This is a genomic window from Terriglobia bacterium (genome assembly GCA_032252755.1).
Classification (GTDB): Bacteria; Acidobacteriota; Terriglobia; order Terriglobales; family Acidobacteriaceae; genus JAVUPY01.
In genome coordinates this window covers 98,017-116,683 of sequence record JAVUPY010000032.1, presented here as the reverse complement: position 1 = coordinate 116,683, position 18,667 = coordinate 98,017, and the positions used below count along the sequence as shown (strand labels likewise).

15 protein-coding genes are annotated in these 18,667 nt (G+C 57.9%); 8 read left to right on the top strand and 7 right to left on the bottom strand.

Annotated features, from left to right (window positions below):
* Positions 1-69: 69 nt before the first annotated feature.
* Both msrA and ROO76_08310 read left to right on the top strand, forming a co-directional pair.
* Positions 70-540: a peptide-methionine (S)-S-oxide reductase MsrA gene (msrA, locus tag ROO76_08315; protein MDT8068158.1), complete on the top strand. Its 471-nt coding sequence runs from the start codon at positions 70-72 to the stop codon at positions 538-540.
* Positions 541-668: 128 nt separating this feature from the next.
* Positions 669-1,508, top strand: a complete 840-nt coding sequence (locus tag ROO76_08310; GenBank protein ID MDT8068157.1) for an amidohydrolase family protein — start codon at positions 669-671, stop codon at positions 1,506-1,508.
* 21 nt (positions 1,509-1,529) lie between these two features.
* On the opposite strand, the gene ROO76_08305 is transcribed toward ROO76_08310, so the two are convergent.
* From ROO76_08305 to ROO76_08285, 5 genes are all read right to left on the bottom strand, one after another.
* A complete protein-coding gene (locus ROO76_08305) occupies positions 1,530-3,323 on the bottom strand; it encodes a DUF2339 domain-containing protein (GenBank protein MDT8068156.1) in 1,794 nt (597 codons plus the stop codon).
* A gap of 69 nt (positions 3,324-3,392) precedes the next feature.
* Positions 3,393-4,841 carry a sigma-54 dependent transcriptional regulator gene (locus tag ROO76_08300; protein MDT8068155.1) on the bottom strand — a complete coding sequence of 483 codons (1,449 nt, stop codon included), beginning with the start codon at positions 4,839-4,841 and terminating at the stop codon, positions 3,393-3,395.
* A complete protein-coding gene (locus tag ROO76_08295; GenBank protein MDT8068154.1) occupies positions 4,834-7,662 on the bottom strand; it encodes an ATP-binding protein in 2,829 nt (942 codons plus the stop codon). The genes ROO76_08300 and ROO76_08295 overlap by 8 nt, the downstream gene beginning before the upstream one ends.
* A gap of 365 nt (positions 7,663-8,027) precedes the next feature.
* Entirely contained in the window at positions 8,028-8,348 is a 321-nt protein-coding gene (locus ROO76_08290) for an antibiotic biosynthesis monooxygenase family protein (GenBank protein ID MDT8068153.1), read from the bottom strand.
* A 41-nt stretch (positions 8,349-8,389) separates the two neighbouring features.
* A complete protein-coding gene (locus ROO76_08285; protein ID MDT8068152.1) occupies positions 8,390-8,950 on the bottom strand; it encodes a GNAT family protein in 561 nt (186 codons plus the stop codon).
* A 358-nt stretch (positions 8,951-9,308) separates the two neighbouring features.
* On the opposite strand from ROO76_08285, the gene ROO76_08280 reads away from it, so the two are divergent.
* From ROO76_08280 to ROO76_08270, 3 genes are all read left to right on the top strand, one after another.
* Positions 9,309-10,154, top strand: a complete 846-nt coding sequence (locus ROO76_08280) for an alpha/beta hydrolase (GenBank protein ID MDT8068151.1) — start codon at positions 9,309-9,311, stop codon at positions 10,152-10,154.
* Between the two features lies 1 nt (position 10,155).
* Positions 10,156-10,776 carry a DedA family protein gene (locus ROO76_08275; protein MDT8068150.1) on the top strand — a complete coding sequence of 207 codons (621 nt, stop codon included), beginning with the start codon at positions 10,156-10,158 and terminating at the stop codon, positions 10,774-10,776.
* An 84-nt stretch (positions 10,777-10,860) separates the two neighbouring features.
* The gene (locus tag ROO76_08270; protein ID MDT8068149.1) at positions 10,861-12,261 is read left to right on the top strand and encodes a DUF58 domain-containing protein; all 1,401 of its coding nucleotides are present in this window, start codon (positions 10,861-10,863) and stop codon (positions 12,259-12,261) included.
* A 31-nt stretch (positions 12,262-12,292) separates the two neighbouring features.
* Here the strand turns inward: ROO76_08270 and ROO76_08265 are convergent, their stop codons facing one another.
* Positions 12,293-13,219 (bottom strand): hypothetical protein, encoded by a 927-nt coding sequence (locus ROO76_08265; GenBank protein MDT8068148.1) that lies wholly within the window; start codon positions 13,217-13,219, stop codon positions 12,293-12,295.
* A 328-nt stretch (positions 13,220-13,547) separates the two neighbouring features.
* Here ROO76_08265 and ROO76_08260 point away from each other — a divergent pair, with 328 nt between their 5' ends.
* The gene (locus ROO76_08260) at positions 13,548-14,255 is read left to right on the top strand and encodes a hypothetical protein (protein ID MDT8068147.1); all 708 of its coding nucleotides are present in this window, start codon (positions 13,548-13,550) and stop codon (positions 14,253-14,255) included.
* On the opposite strand, the gene ROO76_08255 is transcribed toward ROO76_08260, so the two are convergent.
* A complete protein-coding gene (locus ROO76_08255) occupies positions 14,236-16,329 on the bottom strand; it encodes an N-6 DNA methylase (protein MDT8068146.1) in 2,094 nt (697 codons plus the stop codon). The two genes, ROO76_08260 and ROO76_08255, sit on opposite strands and share 20 nt — an antisense overlap.
* Positions 16,330-16,424: 95 nt before the next feature.
* Between ROO76_08255 and ROO76_08250 the strand changes: the two genes are divergently transcribed.
* Both ROO76_08250 and recN read left to right on the top strand, forming a co-directional pair.
* On the top strand, positions 16,425-16,820 hold the full coding sequence (locus ROO76_08250; GenBank protein ID MDT8068145.1) for a DUF6249 domain-containing protein: 396 nt from the start codon (positions 16,425-16,427) through the stop codon (positions 16,818-16,820).
* 125 nt (positions 16,821-16,945) lie between these two features.
* Complete coding sequence (recN, locus tag ROO76_08245; GenBank protein ID MDT8068144.1) at positions 16,946-18,640, top strand: DNA repair protein RecN; 1,695 nt, start codon at positions 16,946-16,948, stop codon at positions 18,638-18,640.
* Positions 18,641-18,667: the final 27 nt, after the last annotated feature.

Genomic DNA, 18,667 nt, shown 5'->3' with positions numbered 1-18,667 from the left:
GAAGGGCGCGAAGAGACACGAGGTCGTAACCAAAAGCCTCGAACTGCATCGAATAGCACAGGAGAAACTATGTCTTACGAAAAAGCTACTTTTGGGGCGGGGTGTTTCTGGGGCGTAGAAGCTGATTTCCGCGAAATTCCAGGTGTGGTCGACGCAGCAGTCGGCTATGAGGGCGGAACGTTCGAGAATCCGACCTACCACGACGTGTGCACCGACCGCACCGGTCATGCCGAGGTTGTCGAGGTGACGTTCGATCCCGCTCGTGTATCGTATGACACTCTGCTCGCCCGTTTTTGGAAGCTGCATAACCCGACGACAAAGAACCGCCAGGGCCCGGATGTCGGAACGCAATATCGTTCGGTCATCTTCTTCCATTCACCGGAGCAGGAAGCTGCAGCAAAGGCTTCAAAGCAGGCGGCCCAGGCGCAGTTCCAGAACCCAATCGTGACCGAGATTGTCCCCGCGCAGACTTTCTACCGCGCAGAAGATTATCACCAGCAATACCTGGCGAAGCGCGGAATGAGACATTGTCATATCTAGTCGAACTGTGAATTGAGAGCTCCTGCCCAAAGCGGGAGCCTTTCTCTTACCGCCTGCCGGTACTCGCTGTTCATCTGGTAAATTCATCAGCGCCGGTATTCAACTGGAACCGGGCACTGGGAACTGACTTGCTCACCGACTGTCACATACATATTTCGCCCATAGAAATGTTTCGACCCGAGGCGCTGGCGACGATGAAGCGCAAGCGAGCGAACTTCGCGCAGATCGAGGAGTTCTCGCGCTCGCCGAAGGCGTTCCTCGCGCATCTTGATGCGTGCGGCGTGGATCGTGCCGTACTCATCAACTACGTCGCGCCGGAGATCATCGGGTTCACACCCGAGGTCAACGAGTGGATTGCGCGATACGTGCAGGCCGACCCGAAGCGCCTCTTATCGTGCGGCAGCATCCACCCGAAGCATTCGCCCAACGTGCTGGCCGACATGGAGCAGATCGTCCGCCTCGGCATTCGGCTGATCAAGATCCACCCGCCGCACCAGTTGCTCTATCCCAACGATTACCTGCACGGAACGAAGGAACTGGAGATCATTTATAGTGCCGCCGAGGCGAACGGCATCCCGGTGATGATTCATACGGGTACATCGATTTTTCCTGGCGCGCGCAACAAGTACGGAGACCCGATTTACGTCGACGATGTCGCCGTCGATTTCCCAAAGCTGAAAATCCTGCTGGCGCACGGGGGACGGCCACTGTGGATGGATACCGCATTCTTCCTGGTGCGGCGGCATCCTAACGTATATCTCGACATCAGCGGGAACCCGCCGAAATCGCTGCTCAAGTATTTTCCGCGGCTGGAGGAAATCGCACACAAGTCGCTGTTCGGCACGGATTGGCCTGGGCCGGGCGTGCCGGATATAAAAGGCAATCTCGACGATTTCCGCGCGCTGCCGCTGAGTGAAGAAGTAAAGCGGCGGATTCTGGTCGGAACTGCGAAGGAGATTTGGGGATAATCTTCGCCCACGGCGCGTAACTCAACGTGCGGATGACAGTTTCAGCCAATCGCGTTGATACGCGTAGGACAGCACCATAAGCACGATTCCCAGCGCGATAAAGCTCACGATGCGGTACCCCTGCTGTAGTTCTGAAACGTCGTAGAGAAAGACCTTTCCGACGGTGAAGGCGATCAGCACCAAAGCCTGCCAGCGCACAAATGACGACATCTTCCAGAAGCCGTAAATCATCAGCGCGGCACCGTAAGCGAGCCAGATCGCAGAGAAGCTGAGGTTCCGCTGGAAAATGATCTGCTGGGTCCCGGCATGGGAGACGACGTTGTGCGTGCGGAACCACGCGGCAAGTTCGCGGTTGAAATAGTCGGAGGCTTCGAGTGTGAGTGCGACGAGGGCCAGCACGTTCAGCAGCACTGCCGCAGCACGCACAAACGGCATTTCGCGCGGACTCGCGTTCCGATACCCGGCAGCAACGATTGCACCGAGAACCCCGATCGCTACGAGGTAAGTCGCGAAGCGTTCGTTGAGCATGACGGTTTGAACCTGGAAGCTCTCGAAAAATAGCAGGCGAACGATCGCGAGGGGTAAGGTCGCGGTCGCGAGATAACGTAAGAAATCGGTCTTGATGCGGCTGGCCACGAACAGCAGCAGGCCCGATTCGATAAGCCACCCGATAGTGATCCAGTGTGCTTGGAACGCCAGAGGCACGTAAAGTGTGGCGAATGTGAAAGCGATTGTCGCGTGAATGAGATCGACGAGGTGGACGACGTCAGGCTCGCCGGCGCGGCGCTTGAGTTGAAATCCCAGGAGAACATAAACGACTGTCAGTCCGGCGGCGTACCAGGCAAGCGTGGGCTGGTCCTGGTCGTACATGGCGTAGAGGGCCGCGAACAACTGCGCGGCATTTGCGAGCGGCAGGACGGTGAGCGTGATCGAGAAGCCCTGGTGCCAGCGCGAGCGTGTGAGCGGCGTGAGCAGCGGAATGACAGCGAAGATCGCGGCGAATAGCACCGCGTAGAACACCGTCAGGGGGCGCTGCGGGCCGCTGTAATACGAAAATTCCCAAACCCAGTAGAGAATGATCGTGCCGATGAAACTGCCGACCAGCAAGCGCCGCCACGGCTTCCGCGCCACCATTGCGAGCACGGCAAGATCGAGCAGGCACACGTAGGAGAAGAGAACCACCTCCTGGTTCTGCCCGGTTGAGAGCAGGATAGGAGTGGCAAAGCCGCCGAGCATCGCAAACCCCGCGAGGATTTCCGCGTCCTGCTTGAGGGCGAGGAACATTGTGAAGATCGTCACGGCGATCATTGCCACGAACGAAACCGCTGCGGGTATAAGTTGGTAGACCTGACAGGCACCCCAGAGCGATAGATAGAGGGTGCCGATGCCGATCGCCTTCAGGGAATAGGAGAAACCCGCGAACCCTTTTCGCCGAAACAGCTCGCTCCATGCGATCAGCGCAACACCGCCAATCAGTCCAAGCGCGATGATCGCCGACGCACCGATCCAGTTGTTATCGAATGCGTACTTGATGAAATAGGAAATGCCGATGAGGGTGGCAATGATGCCGATGCGATTGAGCCAGAGCTGCCCGATCCTACTCTCGAGGCCTCCGGGGTGGGGCTCGCGCGCTGAGGGATGAGCCGGCAGCCTTGGCGAAGGTGTTGGCGCGGGGATCACTGGCGCTGGCGCTCGAAACGGAGGCACCGGTTGCTCCGACGGAATTCCTGCTTGCTGCTCGAGACGATAGATGCGTGAGGTCAGGGTAGCTACCTGGGCCCGCAGAGCAGCCAGTTCGTCGTCAACCTTGGACATAAAGAAAAAAGTAGCAGAAAAGACCCACATCTGCGAACGGCGGCAGATGTGGGACACGAAGCGGACTACTTACGCGGTAGCTTCGCGGCCGTTGCCGTTGCGCTTATCGAGTTCTATACCGAGACGCTTGATCTTCTGGTTCAGCGTGGAGAGCGGGATACGGAAGCGCTTGGCGGCTTCAGTCTGGTTCCACGCACATTTTTCCAGCATCTCGCTTATGATGCGGCGCTCGGCGTCTTCCATGATGTCAAACAGGGAAGCGTCAGGCCGCGAGCCGATCAGGTCCAGTGTGGAACTTCGGCCCACAATGCTGTCCGGCAGCAGGTCCGGCGTGACCATCGTTCCGGAGGCCAGCACCACCGCGCGCTCCATCACGTTTTCCAACTCGCGAACGTTGCCGGGGAAGTTGTAATCCATCAGCGCGTGCAGTACTGCGGAGGTCACCGTGAGTAGCGGCTTTTGATTCTCTTCGCAGAAGCGTTTTACGAAGTGGTCGACCAGCAGCGGGATGTCTTCCTTGCGATTGCGCAGCGGCGGCAGATCGATGGTGATAACGTTCAGGCGATAGAAGAGGTCCTCGCGGAACTTGCCGTCCTTCACAGCCTGGCGGAGATCGACGTTCGTCGCGGCGACGATTCGGACGTCGACCTGCACTTCGTGAATGCCGCCCAGGTGCATGAATTTGCGGTCCTGCAAGACGCGCAGGATCTTCGCCTGTGTCTCCATCGACATCGTTCCGATTTCGTCGAGGAAAAGCGTGCCCTTATCCGCGACTTCGAACAGGCCCTTTTTGCTTGCCACCGCGCTGGTGAAAGCGCCCTTTACGTGGCCGAAAAGCGTCGATTCCAGCAGGTCGGCCGGCATGGACCCGGTATTGACAGGAATGAACGGGCGATCCTTGCGCGGCGAGTTGATGTGAATCGCCTTCGCGATCAGTTCCTTGCCGGTGCCGCTCTCGCCGTTCAGCAGGATGGTGCTCCGGCTCGGCGCGACCTGTTGCACCAGGTCGTAAATCTTCTGCATCGGCTCGCTCTTGCCGACGATGTTCTCAAAGCGGTAGCGCTTGTTGAGAATGCGCTTGAGCTGGATATTTTCTTCTTCCGCGCGCCGACGACCGATCGCAGCGGCTACGTCGGCCAGCAGCTTTTCGTTTTGCCACGGTTTCTGGATGAAGTTGACTGCACCGCCCTGCATGGCGTTAACGGCGTTTTCCACCGTGCCATACGCGGTGATCATGATGACGGCGAGTTCGGGCGCGCGCTCGCGAATGTCGCGCAAAATTTCGATGCCGTTCCGGTCGGGAAGCGCGAAGTCGAGCAGCACGAGATCGAAGGGACGCGTGGCGATCTGGTTCAGGCCCTGTTCGCCGTCCTCCGCGACCTCCACGGCGTAGCCTTCCATTTCGAGCAACGTTTGCAGCGACTCGCGGATTTCAAACTCGTCATCGATGATGAGGATCGTCCCCGCCGTTGCGCCGTTCTGGGCGTTGGGAGGGCGGGAAACCAGTACGTCAGACATTGACCGCCTTTCGAATCATTGGGAATTCCATGAAGAACCGCGTGCCTTCGCCAGGCTTGCTCTCAACGCGAATCTTCCCGGCATGCTCCTGGATGATGCCGTAGGTAACCGAGAGCCCAAGTCCGGTGCCGCCGCTGTTGCCCTGCTTCGGCCGGTTCTTGGTCGTGAAGAACGGATCGTAGATCCGGTGAATGTGTTCCGCCGCGATGCCTTCGCCGGTATCGCCTACGGTGACGTGCACGGCGCGACCATTCGTCGTCGCAACGCTGAGAGTGCCCCCTTTGGGCATCGCATCTTTCGCGTTCAGGAACAGGTTCAGGAAGACCTGTTGCAGCTTCCCGGCGTTGCCCTGGATCGGCGGCAAGCCGGTTGTTAAGTCCCCCTGTACCTTGATCCCCGCGGTTTTGAACTGATGTTCCAGCAGCGCCAGCGTGTCGTGAATGATCTTATTCAGGTCCACCGGCTTGAACTCGGTGCCGCTGGTGCGAGAGAAGTTCAGCAGATTGTTAACGATCTCCGACGCACGGAAGGTCTGCCGCGTGATCTTGTCCAGCAGGGCAGAGCGTCTCTCGTCGCCCTGCAACTGCTTGGCGAGCATCTGCGCGTACGAAGAGATGACGGCCAGCGGTGTGTTGACCTCGTGCGCGACGCCGGCGGCCAGCAGACCGATCGACGACATCTTGTCGGACTGCGCCAGTTGCGCCTCGAGATCCATGCGCTCGGTGATATCGTCTACGATCACCACGCGGCCCACAGCGCTGAAGTCGCGGGTGACGAGTGGGGCGATCGCGATATTGCAGGTGCGCGTATCGCCCGCCGTGGTGCCCAGGCGGAACTTGTAAAGATTGTGGATGCCCGCATTCTGCCGGACGCGGTAGAACTCCTCGCAGAAGCTTGCCGGGAGAACTTCGCTGATCGGCCGGCGGATGGCTTCGGCGCGCGGCAGGGCATACATCACTTCCATCTGCGCGTTCCAGGATTCGATACGGTCGTCGAGATCGAGCGTGAAGATACCAACGTTGATCGATTCGACGATGTTCTCGTTGAACTCTTTCAGGCGTTCGTACTGCTGCACCTTGGTCGCGAGTGAATCGTACAGCCGAGCATTCTGAATGGCGATCCCGATGTATCCGGCCAACGTTTCGAGCAACTCGACGTCTTCGCTTGACAGGAAGTCGCCTTCGCTCGTCTTGCCCATGCCGAGCACGGCAATCGTCTTGTTCATCACCGTGCAGGGAATGTAGTAATTCAGGTCGAGCTTCTGGATCGTCTGCTGCGCGCTCTCGGTTTCCCGAACCGCCTGGTGGGTGTTGTCGAAGAACAGGTGCCCGGACTGGTATTCAGGGCGATCGGCGAGGAAGCTCAGGTCGAGCGCCGTTGTTTGCGCGATGCCGAACGACTTCGCAAGCACGAAGCTGTCCCCGAACTCATTATCCGTCGCCGTAAAGATCGCGATGCGGTCGATTTCCAGGGTGCGGGACAGGCGGTCAATGACCATCGACAGCAACCGGTCGAGATCCGTTTCGGAGTTCAAATCGCGGCCAAATTCCAGCAGCGTTTTACGGAAATCGTAACGCTTGCGGTAGAAGATCTTGTCGAGCCGGTCGGTGATGTAGTTTTTGAATGGATCGAAGAGCAGCGCCGTCACCACGATCGCGGCGATCAATCCCGACGGGCCCATGCTCGGGAAATTCTTGTGGAACAACTCGGCTGTCATGCCGACGGCCGCGAAGTAGATTCCTGCAATCGTTGCCGCTGCCAGCGTATAGGCCATGCCCCGCTTGAAGATCAGGTCCACATCCATCAACCGGTAGCGGAAGATCGCGTAGCCGAAAGTCAGCGGCACGAAAACCAGCGACAGCACCGAGAACTTCATCGCGAAGGACGGTGATGCGCCCATCAGGTACGGAATGACATAGAAGAGCGTGAAGGGCGCGACTGAAAGGACCGTGCCGCGCGTCACCCACTTCATCTGCTGGCGCATCAGCGGCGTGCGCGAATTGCGATAGCTTTGGAACAGCACCACGGCGGCCCAAATGTAATACCCCGTGAGGTAAACCATCTGGATGCGGTCGAGGTTCCAGCGGACCAGTTCGCTCGGCGGTGTCATTTGCACGAAGAAGAAGTGCATCGCCAGGAGTAGCGCGCCCGGTATGTAAATCAGCCACGCCAGCCAATTTCTTCGCGCCAGGGACACCTTCTTTTCAGGGAAGGTCAGCGCGAAATGCACGAACAGCGCCGGCTGCAACAGCCACGCAACGACATTGCCCCAGTAGATACTAAGGTCAAACTGGTTCAGCTTCCCCGTGTATTTGAACGAGTAGAAGATGAATGAAACCAGGCAGAACAGGTAGAAGTGCGTCGACTTCGGCGCAGTCCAGCGCCTGAGGAGGACATACAGTCCGATGCCGAGATAAATCAGCGCGATGATTCGCAGGCCAAGATTGAACGAGCGGTCGGCCGGAGCCAGCAGGACGCCTTGAATATCAACGCGAATGCCATCACGCACGACCGAGTACGTCGCCTGCTTCCAGACACCAGTGCGGTACATCTGCCGAACCGCATCGGCAGTTCGATGAACCTGTGCGCCGTTGATAGCGACCAGTTGGTCTCCGACCTTAATTCCTGCCTTGTCGCCCGGACCGGCGGGGTCGACGCGCTGTGCCATTACGCGGCCATCGTGCTCTACCCACCACACGCCATCGACGGGCGATTCCCACTGGGTTTCTTTTTCGTAATTGATCCAGGCGAAGACTACCGCGGTGACGGTGAGGATTCCGAGGAGGATGGCCGCGAACCGGATTTGCAGATCCTTGGTCATGGGACCGTTAGGCGCCTGGCGAGAACTTCGCCTCGACGAGACGGAATTCTCCCGCTCTGTTTTCTGCAAGTCGGGTGCCACTAGGTCGGTAGCCATCTGATCCCGCTAAGTGCGTGCGGTATATAGGATTATTGGATTATACCCTTAGTTTTCTGGCCAAAGTTACAGAAAATGGAAATCCGCTCCCAAAAAGCATATCCAGCCCTAAGCGCAGTGAAATAGAAGAAGTTACACACTGGCATTTGGTGATCGGGGCCTTACATGTGGAGCACTGCGATTCCACGCGATCCAGGCGACAAGGTGCCCGCACCGCACATCGGAGATCGCGGAAGGGAACGCTCAACCGGGAAGCAGGTAGCCGCCGATTATCCTGCTGCTGCGGCTTGCGCCTCGCCCTTGTGTACGACCTCGTAAAGTCCAGGTTTGGAGGTAAAAGCGGTCCATTCAGGTCGGCTGACTAATTTTCGAAATTCGTCGCTGTGCGAGGCGCGGAAGTGCCCGGCGGATTCCCAATTGGCGACGTTGACGAAACGAAACGAAGCATCAGGGTTCACTGCGCGATAGAGTGTGTGGCCCAGATACCCGGGCTGCGCACGCATGTACTCATTCACTTCCTGCCACAGGGTGAAGAATTCGTCCTCTCGACCGGTGGGCACCTCAAAACAGTTAACAAGCGTTACGGCCATGTCTTTCTCCGCACAAATTGGATGGATCTGTTACTTGGAATTCAGTGATTTCCTTTGGTAGCCGACAGATAGTAAACGTCGTGCAATTGCCCGAATCCACAACGGAATGCGTTTCTGTGCAGACCTTCTTCCTGAAAACCGAGCTTCTTCGCGATCGCACGACTTTTCACATTGGATGGAAGAATCCGTACGAAGATTCGTTCAAATTGAAGTTCGTCGAAAGCCATTGCAACAACCGCGCGAATACACTCGCTCGCGTATCCACGCCGTTGCGATTCCTTGCCAATGAAATAGCTCAATTCAGCTGCCGGTATCTCCCACGTAATGTTCTTTACCTGTATTTGCCCGATCAGTTGCTCGGCACCCTTCTGCCAGATCCCATAGCAGAAGTTTTTGCGCTGTTCCCACTGCTCGCGCTTGGTGAGAATGAAGTTATCCATCTGTTCCCGGTTCTGCAGCGCCGCAATCTGTGCGAATTCTCGAATCAGTTCCAGGCGGTTCCCATCCACCAACCCGAGTAGCTCGAGAGCGTCCCCAGCGCGATAGGGACGTAAGATGAGACGCTCAGTCTCGATTTTCCGCGGAAAGTTTTTCTCACCCATTGCTGGACAGAAATCTAGCATCTCACCGCCTTATGACAAAGAAGGTGCTACGCTTCTGTTGTCGCGGGTTTTGGCTTCTTACGGAGAGCGGATATCTGAAAACCGATTGAACTTCAGTAAAAAAGGGGAGCCATTGGAGACTCCCCACACAGAAGCGACAGAGGCGATATGTTCGGGATAGATTCCACCCCGTCCGGAACGGTTGTCCGGCAGCAAGCGATTTAGATCGAGGCACAAGAGTGCCGGGACTGTGGAGACAACGACGGATACCAAGGTCACATTTACAAATCGCAACAGCAATGAGGAACTGGTAAGCGCTCCAAAGCTTAAAACGGACCAATTACGCAAGGACCGTTTCATGTTTGGTGAAGAATGCTGGTCCACTGTGGCGGGCCACCGGATGCGCTATTTGCGCGGGGGTTCCGGACCGCCGGTAGTGCTGATTCATGGACTGTTCGGCTACTCGTTCTCCTGGCGATTCAACTGGGAGGCGCTGGCCAAAGAGTTCACCGTATACGCCGTGGATCTGCTGGGCATGGGCTTTTCGGATCGTCCGCTAGTTGGGGCAGTACCGTATGACCTGCCCACAACTGCCGACCGGATGCTCGACTGGATGGCCGAGATTAGCATTCGAGACGCAGCTTTGGTTGGAACTTCGCATGGTGGCGGCTTGGTGCTGGCGATGGCCGCGCGCGACCGCCAGAAGGGCCGGGGACTGATAGGAAAATTGGTCTCGGTTGACGGTGTGAACCCCTGGACCACGCGGGGGCACAAGCGGACGGCGATCTTCGGACACCCCATCGGTGCCGCATTTTTCAAGATGCTCGCGCCGATCGTTGGTATCCCGAAGTTGTCGATGCTGGAACGCATGTATGGCGACAACTCCCTGCTGACACAGGCGACACGGGATGGCTATCAGAAGGGACTGGACGAGCCGCGAACCATCGATTATGGGATCGCGATTTGTCGAACCTGGCGCAGCGATCTAGCGTATCTCAGGACGGCGGTGGAACAGATCGGCGATTTGTCGACGCTATTGATCTGGGGACGGAAAGACAGAGTAGTACCTTTGATTGGCGGAGAAGAGTTGAAGCGCCACTTGAAGAATGCGAAGCTTGTGGTAATGGATCGCGCCGGGCACCTCCCCTATGAGGAGTACCCGGAGGAATTCAATCGCATCCTGCTGGATTTTCTGAGGAGCTGAGGTGAACGACGGACTCGAGCTATTGCGAAGCTTTTTTGACCAGTACGGCTACTGGACTGTTTTCTTCGCCCTGCTGCTCGAAAATGCGGGCGTTCCCGTGCCCGGCGAAACCGTTCTTCTTTTCGCAAGCTTTCTCGCCTTCGACCAGCAGGAACTCAAACTACGCTACATCATCGTGGTCGGAATAGCTGCCGCCACCCTGGGCGACAACATCGGGTACTGGATCGGTCGAAAGGGCGGCCGCCCTTTGCTCGACCGCTACTCGCACCTTTTCCGGATTCCCGCAAGTGTCATTCAGAAAGGCGAGGCGCTATTCGCCAAGCGCGGCCCGCTCGCAATCTTCTTCGCGCGCTTCGTCTTCGGGATGAGAATCATTGCCGGACCGATGGCCGGCGCGCTGAAAATGGATTGGCGGAAGTTCACCATCTTTAATTTCCTCGGGGCTGCGCTCTGGGTCAGCGTGATCTCCGTCGTTGGCTACGAGTTCGGCGAAGAATGGGATGACCTGGTTCGAATCATGGGCCGGGTCAACCTGGTCATCGGAATAATCGCGCTCTGGATCGCGTATATGATCTGGCGAACCTACCGCGCGAGAAAGAAAGCGCGGTTAATCGAAGAGTGATTCTTGTGAAGTACAAGGTGCAAGGTGCAAGGACACAAACCCGAGTCGTCTCGTGCCTTGAACCTTGCTCCTCAGTAGTTCGGTATGCGTGACACTCTGAAAGACATTCTCGCTGGCGTCGATCGCGAAGCGTGGATTCGCTTTGTGATCGCGGTGATTGGCCTCGTGCTTGCCTTCGGCATGGCGCTGCTTTCCACCGCCTTCAGCGAAGGCGGGAACATGATCGCGAGCATGGCGTTTGCATCGCTGGCGCTGGTGTTGGCGACAGCAGTGGGTGTCACCACGGTTCCGTACCTGGCGCGCCGCGTCGGGGTCGGCCGAATTCGCGATGCCTTCAACTACGAAGTCACGAAAGAAGGCGTCTTCTACATCATTTTGACGGTCGTCATCGGCATCGCCGCACTCAACACCGGCAATAACCTGCTATTTCTTGTTGTGGCCGCAATGCTGGCCGCGGTTCTCGTGAGCGGAGTTGCCTCTGCGATGAACCTCAAAGACGTCGATCTGGAAGTCGTGCTGCCGGGCCAGGTATTTGCCGGCCGGCACATGCTCGGCCGATTCATCCTTCACGTCCGACGCCAGTTGCTGCCCCTGCTCTCCGCCAGCGTCATCCCGCCCAAGCAAAAAGGCCAAAAGGTGCGTTGGGTCTGGCACCGCGCCACCTTTGAATTTCCCAAGTCCACCCAGAGTCACCGATCCTGGATTCGCTGGCCCGACGTCGCGCTCGAACGAGTGCGTGTCAGCGCACCGGTCCCTAACTTCTTCGATCAACGTGTCTATTTTCCCTATGTTCCGGCGGGCGAATCCGGTCACGCCGACGTCGATCTCTTTTTTCCGCGCCGTGGACGATTCGTGCAGAACGGATTCGGGCTTTCGACACGTTTTCCGTTTTCCTTCCTGGTGAAGACACGTCGCGTGCCGCTCACTCGCGAGATCATCGTCTATCCCTCGGTCGAACCCACCGACGAATTTTTCGAGGTTCTGCCGCTGATCACCGGCGAATTCGAAACGTATGTCCGAGGCCGCGGATACGATCTCTACCGAATTCGCGAATACGAACCCGAAGACTCCGCGCGCCACGTCGATTGGAAGTCCACCGCGAAATCTGGTTCGCTCAAAGTTCGCGAGTTCACTCGCGAGGACGAGCGCAAGATGCGCCTCATCTTTGACAACACGACTCCCGGATCCGTCGGCCCCGAAGTCTACGAGCGCGCCGTCGCGATGGCGGCCTCGCTGGCGTGGCACTTCGCGGGAGAGCACACGGACATATCGTTCGCGGGGAATGGTTACAGCGGCGATCCCGACATCTACCATTTCCTCGAGTACCTCGCCCTGATTGAGCCGAACAACGAACTGTCCGTACTCGAGAAGTTGCCCGCGACCGACGAGTACAACCTCGTAGTGACCGCGCGCCCACGCGGCAGCATCCCCACCGAACTCTGGCAGATGTCCTACTTCATCTTCATGAACGAAATTCGCGGGTGAGTGTTGCTGCTTTCTGTTCCGGGTCTCTCTGTTACTCGGTTCCGAAGGTGTTATATGGCGATGACTGCCCGCGACCGCAATGGGCGTATCCCCGTTCAATTGCGGTGCCTTCTTCGTAGTCATTCCAGGTCACGATCATCAGGAAGGGAAGCGGATGATCGGCGTTGTAGTAGCGCCTGAAGAGACGCAGTGACTCCTCGAACGTTTTCCCGCAACGCGCGTCCATCCTGCGGTTTCGGCCCCATGAAGCCCTCGAGTCGTTGAACCCGGGCCACGCCCCTCCCACGGGGATCTTGTTCGGGTACTTGTTGTTCATGGTTTTGTAGAAGTTCTCGAGGTAATCCTCACCCCAGTTGCTGCCATTGCGCGTCCATCCTTCTTTGCCCGGATGCACCCACGCGAAGAACCCGTCGAAGTCATCGACGAATTTCTCGTTGATACCTTCGTAGATGAGCAGCGGCGGATCTTCCCACGAGTTCAGTACCTGCCGCACGCGATTCCAGTTTGTGCGGTTCGACTTCGGAAAGATAAAGATCATCGGCCGCCCATTGAACCGCAGGTAGGCATCCCGGTCCGGCACCTGCGGCGAAATGTAGCGATCGTAGGCGTACTGCAGGTCGGAGATGACCGCCGCGGTCGTGCTCCCCGGGTCGCGATCGTTTTCGTCGTACATGATCGCAGTCTTGAATCCATTTTCCGCCGCAACCTCTTGCAGCAGGGAATAGCTCGTGTCCTCGAAGTGGTCGCGCTTGCCGTACCAGTTCACGATGAACGCGCGAATGCCCAACTGCTTGGCTTCGCCAACCTGTCGTTCGAGGACAACCCGATCCTGCGAAGAGTATCCGACATTGATATGGTTCGGACGCCCAAACCAAGGCTGATAAGCGGCAATCAGCATTGGGTCTGCACCCTCTCCTGGTTCGCGCCAGTTGGACTCGAGCGTCTTATGCAGGTCCACGCGAGATCCCCCCGAACACGCGACTGCCGCCAGCATTACCGAACTCAGAAATGTGAAGAAAAGTAAATGAGTGCTCCCGCGTTTATGAAACATGTTAGAACACACCCCTACTACCTCGAAACAAGTTGGATGAGAGTTGCGGGTGTGGTGTTGGATGCACTTGTCGAGGACAACACTGTGCCAGTGTCGGGGTTACACATTGAGGGGCAAGACCCTGGTTATGCGCAAGTTAATCGCAAGTTTGATTTTCGGGACCCTCTTGTTCGCCGGGTGCGCTCGTCATCAGGCCCAACCCGCTGAGTCGCGTCCGTTCGAGAGCACCGAGGCCATGCGAACGCTTTTTGGCAACTTCGATCTCATCATCAAGGCGTCGCTGTATCGCGTGCCCCAGGGAGCGGTGAAGGATCCCAACTTTGCAGACAAGGACGAAATCAGGGCACGCCCATTCTTCACGCAGGAAACCAGCGAGAACGGCATCCGCAAATACTACATGCTCACGTGGGCGAAGCCCGCCGGACAGCCCTTCGATTGTAGAGGTTGTGCACCTCTCATCTCCGCGGCGGTATTCGTTTCCGGCACCAATGGGTGGCAACTGGAGAGTGTCAGCCGCGCCGCGCTTGTCTTCGGCGATTTTGGTAAGCCGCCCGCGGCAGAGTTGGTACAGCTTGGGCCGGACCGCCACGCGCTCCTGCTGCGCGTCACCACGAGCCGGGCGCAGACCATGACGCAGGAGGCGCTGCTCGTGCCGTGGAAGGGCGGGGTGCAGGATGCGTTCCAGATTATCGCCGCCGATAACAACGAGGACGACTGCGGCGGCTCCTATCCGTGCTTCGGCTATCGCCGCGACCTCCGGTTCGTGCCCGGTTCAAATCCCAGCTACGACGACATCGTGCTGACGCTCTCCGGAAAAGACATGGCGATGAAGGGCCCTTATGATCTTCACACAGTGAAGGGCACTGAGCGCCTGCGCTTCCGAAACGGGAAGTATGTCGAGATAGAGAAAACCGGCCAGACAGTCATGGCCGAAAAGCAGTAGCCGATCGCGCGTTCATCTCGGGCATCGCGCTTTCGATTACCGCGACATCTTTTGGTCCGAGTCCGTACAGTGTCTGCAAGCCTCGCTCGATAACCGTAGTCGCCTGGCAAGAGCCATCAGAAGTCAAAGCCCGCACAGCATCCACAACCTCCTCGTATACGAGCTTGTTTGCAGAGGTGAGTCGCGGAATCGGAATGCGCACGGTCACAGGCCCATCAAAGTGCATCGTGCGAATCGCCTTGGCGAAGATGAAGCGGTACACGAACCAATTCATCAGTTGCGAATTCAGGATGGCAAGAAAGAAATAAGAAGAAAGCCCTGAGTTGTTGGCCAGTTGGTTGACCGTGTCGAGTATTACGATCTGCGGCGCGATCTTGTCAGTTGCAATGGCAGCCGTGATCTTGATGTGATCCACCGGGTTCTCGATATGTGCAACGATGTTCTGCACCAGGATGCTCCCGGGCCGCACGAACGCATTCTCTGGTAGGTCGGCGTTCGTCGAGACGAATCCCTTCTCGCCGGCGATCCGAAAGCGCTGAATCTGCTTCCCGCCGATTACCCGGCGCCCTCCGGCCCGTTCGAAAACATCGCCCTGGATCATCGCGCCGCGTGTGTTCGTGATGTACTCGCCCAGGAAACTCCCAACATTCCGAATCTTTAGCCCCACCTCAAGTTCCGCTCGCGTAATCCCATTAAGAAAGAAACCAAACGTGCCACTGTGTTCCTTCTGAATTTCAGCGACATCACAGAATCGCTCTTCCTCCCGCCGCCGATTGGTGTAGGTCCCCGTGCTCGCGCCCTTCTCTGCAACATAGATAACCTGCTCGAGCTTCACCTTCGGCCAGACTTTTCCGACGTCCACCAGCGTCGTCAGTGCGTCGATCATTTCGCCGCGAACTTTCTCCCAACTCGATGAGTACGTAAACGCCTTCGGCACGATAAATCCGTTAACACCACCGGGCTTTGTGAGCGCTCGCAACGAGTGAACCATCATTAACGCCGCTGTATCGCTGGTTCCAAGGTCGAAGCGGTTCCCCAGGTACTTGCGCACAACCCCGCTCAATTCTGCTCCGTAAGGCGGATTACCAAGCACAACGTCAAACCCGTCGGAGCGAAAGACCTCTGTGAATTCCTGCTCCCATGAGAACCCGGCGAGGCCATCTGGCGTATCCGGTCCGGGGGCAACGAGCGAGTTTCCGCACTTGATGTTGGTTGAGAGGTTCGGCAACTCTTCTGCGAGATCCGGTCTCTGCGCCTCTCCGCCGCCCTCCAGCAATTTCAAAATCAGCGACAGCTTGGTTACTTCGACCGCTTCTGCGTCGAAGTCGACCCCGAAAACGCACTCCGCCAGAACTTGTCGTCGAATAGCAAACGGCAGTCGCACCTTCCCATGACGATCACCCGTTGCATATTCCCGCTCTTCAGGATGCCGCTCGAACCAGCGCGAGTGCTCCTCCAGCATTCGCTCATACACTCGCAGCAGGAACCTGCCCCCGCCACACGCCGGATCGACGAATCGCATCGTTCTCATCTCAGCCGGAGACTTGCCCGCGACGAGTTTCCCCACTGTTTCCTCGACGATGTAGTCAACGATGTATTGCGGAGTGTAAAAGGCCCCCGCGTGCTTGCGCCTGTCTCGTGCCGGTTCGAACCGAGGCCCGCTCCGTGCAAGAGTCAATCTCTTCGCCAGGAAGCTCTCGTATATCGAGCCGAGAGCCTCTGTGGTAATGGCCGCCAAATCCGGCCAATCGCGTGCAAACCCATCGGCAAGGTTCGCCAGAAGGCGGTCGGGCACATTCGAGTCCTGAAGTTGGTCGTCGGAAGGCACAAGCCCCAGCGTCTTCTCGATTGTTCGCCATTGTGCTTCTGAAAGGGGCACGCCGCGGTCCTCGCACATCCGCAGGAACAGAAGTCGAATGAGGATCCGGTCGACAGATCGCCCAACAGAAACATCGTTCCACCGGGCGCGACGACCTCGGCGAACCAAGTCGTCCGCCATCCTCTCCCGGACGGCCTGGATGAATCCTGGTAGCTCGAATTCCGCTGTCCTCGTCTCTCGATTTGTCGTACCCATGACAGAACCCTCGATTTTCGCATGAGAGCGCCCGACTCTCCCGGAACTTCCTTACCTCCCCCAACGTATCTTCCATTGTCAGTGGGTTTCAGACAGTGACCCAGCGCCCTCGGCGCGGCACGGAGGATGATATGAACGGCGGAGAGTTCATCGGATTGGCGGCAGTGGTTTTGACGTGCGGTATCCCGCTCGCGGCTTTGTACACCTATTTCCGGGTTCGACGGCTCAAGAGCGAGGAGCGAATGGCGGCTATCGCCCGCGGCGTGGCGGTCCCCATGGAGCCCGAACTTACACAGGTAGCGCGCTCGCGTCGTGCCGGCATCCTGCTCGTATGCGCGGCCCTGGGCTGGACGGCAACCTTTGCCCTCATCGGCCGCATTGAGCACGACGCCTACATCGCGTCCTACTTCGGCCTGATCCCGTTCGCCATCGGCATCGGCTTCTTCGTCGACCACCTGATGGTGAAGCGCGACCTGCAGGTTCACCAGTAAGACTTAACCACAAAGGGCACGAAGGACCACTGAGCTGAGTCCTTCATGCCCTTTAGTGTCCTTCGTGGTTTGTTTTTCTTTCCCGTGCTATCCTTCGCTCGACTCCCTCTCAAAAGGGCTCTCTGGTGCTGCTCGAACTTCGGGTTGAAAACTACGCCGTCATTGACAACGTGGTCGTGGAGTTCGGCCCCGGCCTCAATCTCCTGACCGGCGAAACCGGCGCCGGCAAGTCCATTCTTATCGACGCTCTGGCCCTGCTCCTCGGCGAAAAAGCCTCGACAGACGTGATCCGGCACGGCTCCGACCGCGCCATCATCACCGCCGTCTTCGAAGCCGATTCGAGGCCATTGTGCGAGGCCCTCGAAGCCAACGGACTCGACTCCGACGCCGACCAGGTCATACTTCGTCGCGAAATCCTTTCCACCGGCAAGGCCCGCGTCTTCGTCAACAATCAGCCTGCGACTGTCGCGGTTCTCAAGCAACTGGCGCCGCACCTCGCCATTGTCCATGCGCAGAATGAGTCGATGATGGCATTCGATCCACCCGCGCGCCTTGCTCTCCTCGATACCGCTTCCGGGATCGACACGGCTGCCGTCACGAACGCCTTCGCCGAGTGGAACCGCATCCGCCAGCACATTGCCGAACTCGAGCAGGGCGAGAAGGACAAACTCCGTCTCGTCGATCTCTGGAGCTTCCAGCTCAAAGAGATCGACAATGCTGCGCTTCATGCCGGCGAGGACCAGAAGCTCGAATCCGAAAAACGCGTGCTGGCCAACTCCGAGCGCATCCTCAATGCCGCCCTCTCCGCCTACGATTCGCTGTACGACAATGCGCAATCCGCGTCGGCAACGATCGCGGCTGCCATGAGGCAACTTGAAGATCTCGCGCGCTTCGACCCGAAGTTCCAGGAATCGATCTCCCAGATTGAGTCCGCTCGCATCACAGTTGCCGAAATCGGAATTACTCTTCGCGACTATTCTGAGAGCATAGACGCTTCCCCCGAGCGTCTCGCCGAAGTTGAAGACCGCCTCGCCCTCATCGATCGTCTCCGCCGCAAGTACGGCACCACGCTGGAAGACGTGCTCACCTACGCGGACGACCTCCGCCGCAAGCTCAACGAAATCGAAAATAAGGATGAGGTTCTCCGTGATTTGAAGAAGCAGCTTGACAAGGCTGCCGAAATGTATCTGGCCGAGGCCCGTACGCTCTCCAAGAAGCGCTACGAAGTAGCCCACAAACTCGAGAAGACCGTTGAAGCCGAGGTCAACGATCTCGCCATGAAGGCAAAGTTCAAGATCGACGTCAGCGGCTCCGACGAGGAAGGGAACTGGACCTCGACCGGCTTCGACCAGGTCGCGTACCTGATTTCAGCTAATCTCGGCGAGCCCCTCGGTGCCATCGAGCACATCGCTTCCGGCGGGGAACTCTCGCGCGTCATGCTCGCCCTCAAGGCTTCGGTCGAAGCGGGTCGTGGCACGAAGAAGTCCGACCACCAGCGAACCTTGGTTTTCGACGAGATCGACACCGGCATTGGCGGTCGAGCCGCCGAAGCTGTCGGCCGGAAGCTGAAAGCCCTCTCGCGAACGAAGCAGGTTCTCTGCATAACCCACCTGCCTCAAATCGCTTCGTTCGCCGACCACCATTTCCTTATCGCAAAAAAGGAATCCGCCGGCCGCACCCGGACCACCGTGCTTCCGCTGGACGGGAAAGAGCGCGTGGAAGAGATCGCCCGCATGCTCAGTGGAGCCAGGCTCACCGAAGCCAGCCTCAAGAATGCCGAGCAGATGCTGACCCAGGTGGCAGGCAAATCTCTGCCATAATGCGCCTGTCGCCCTCTTTTTAAGACT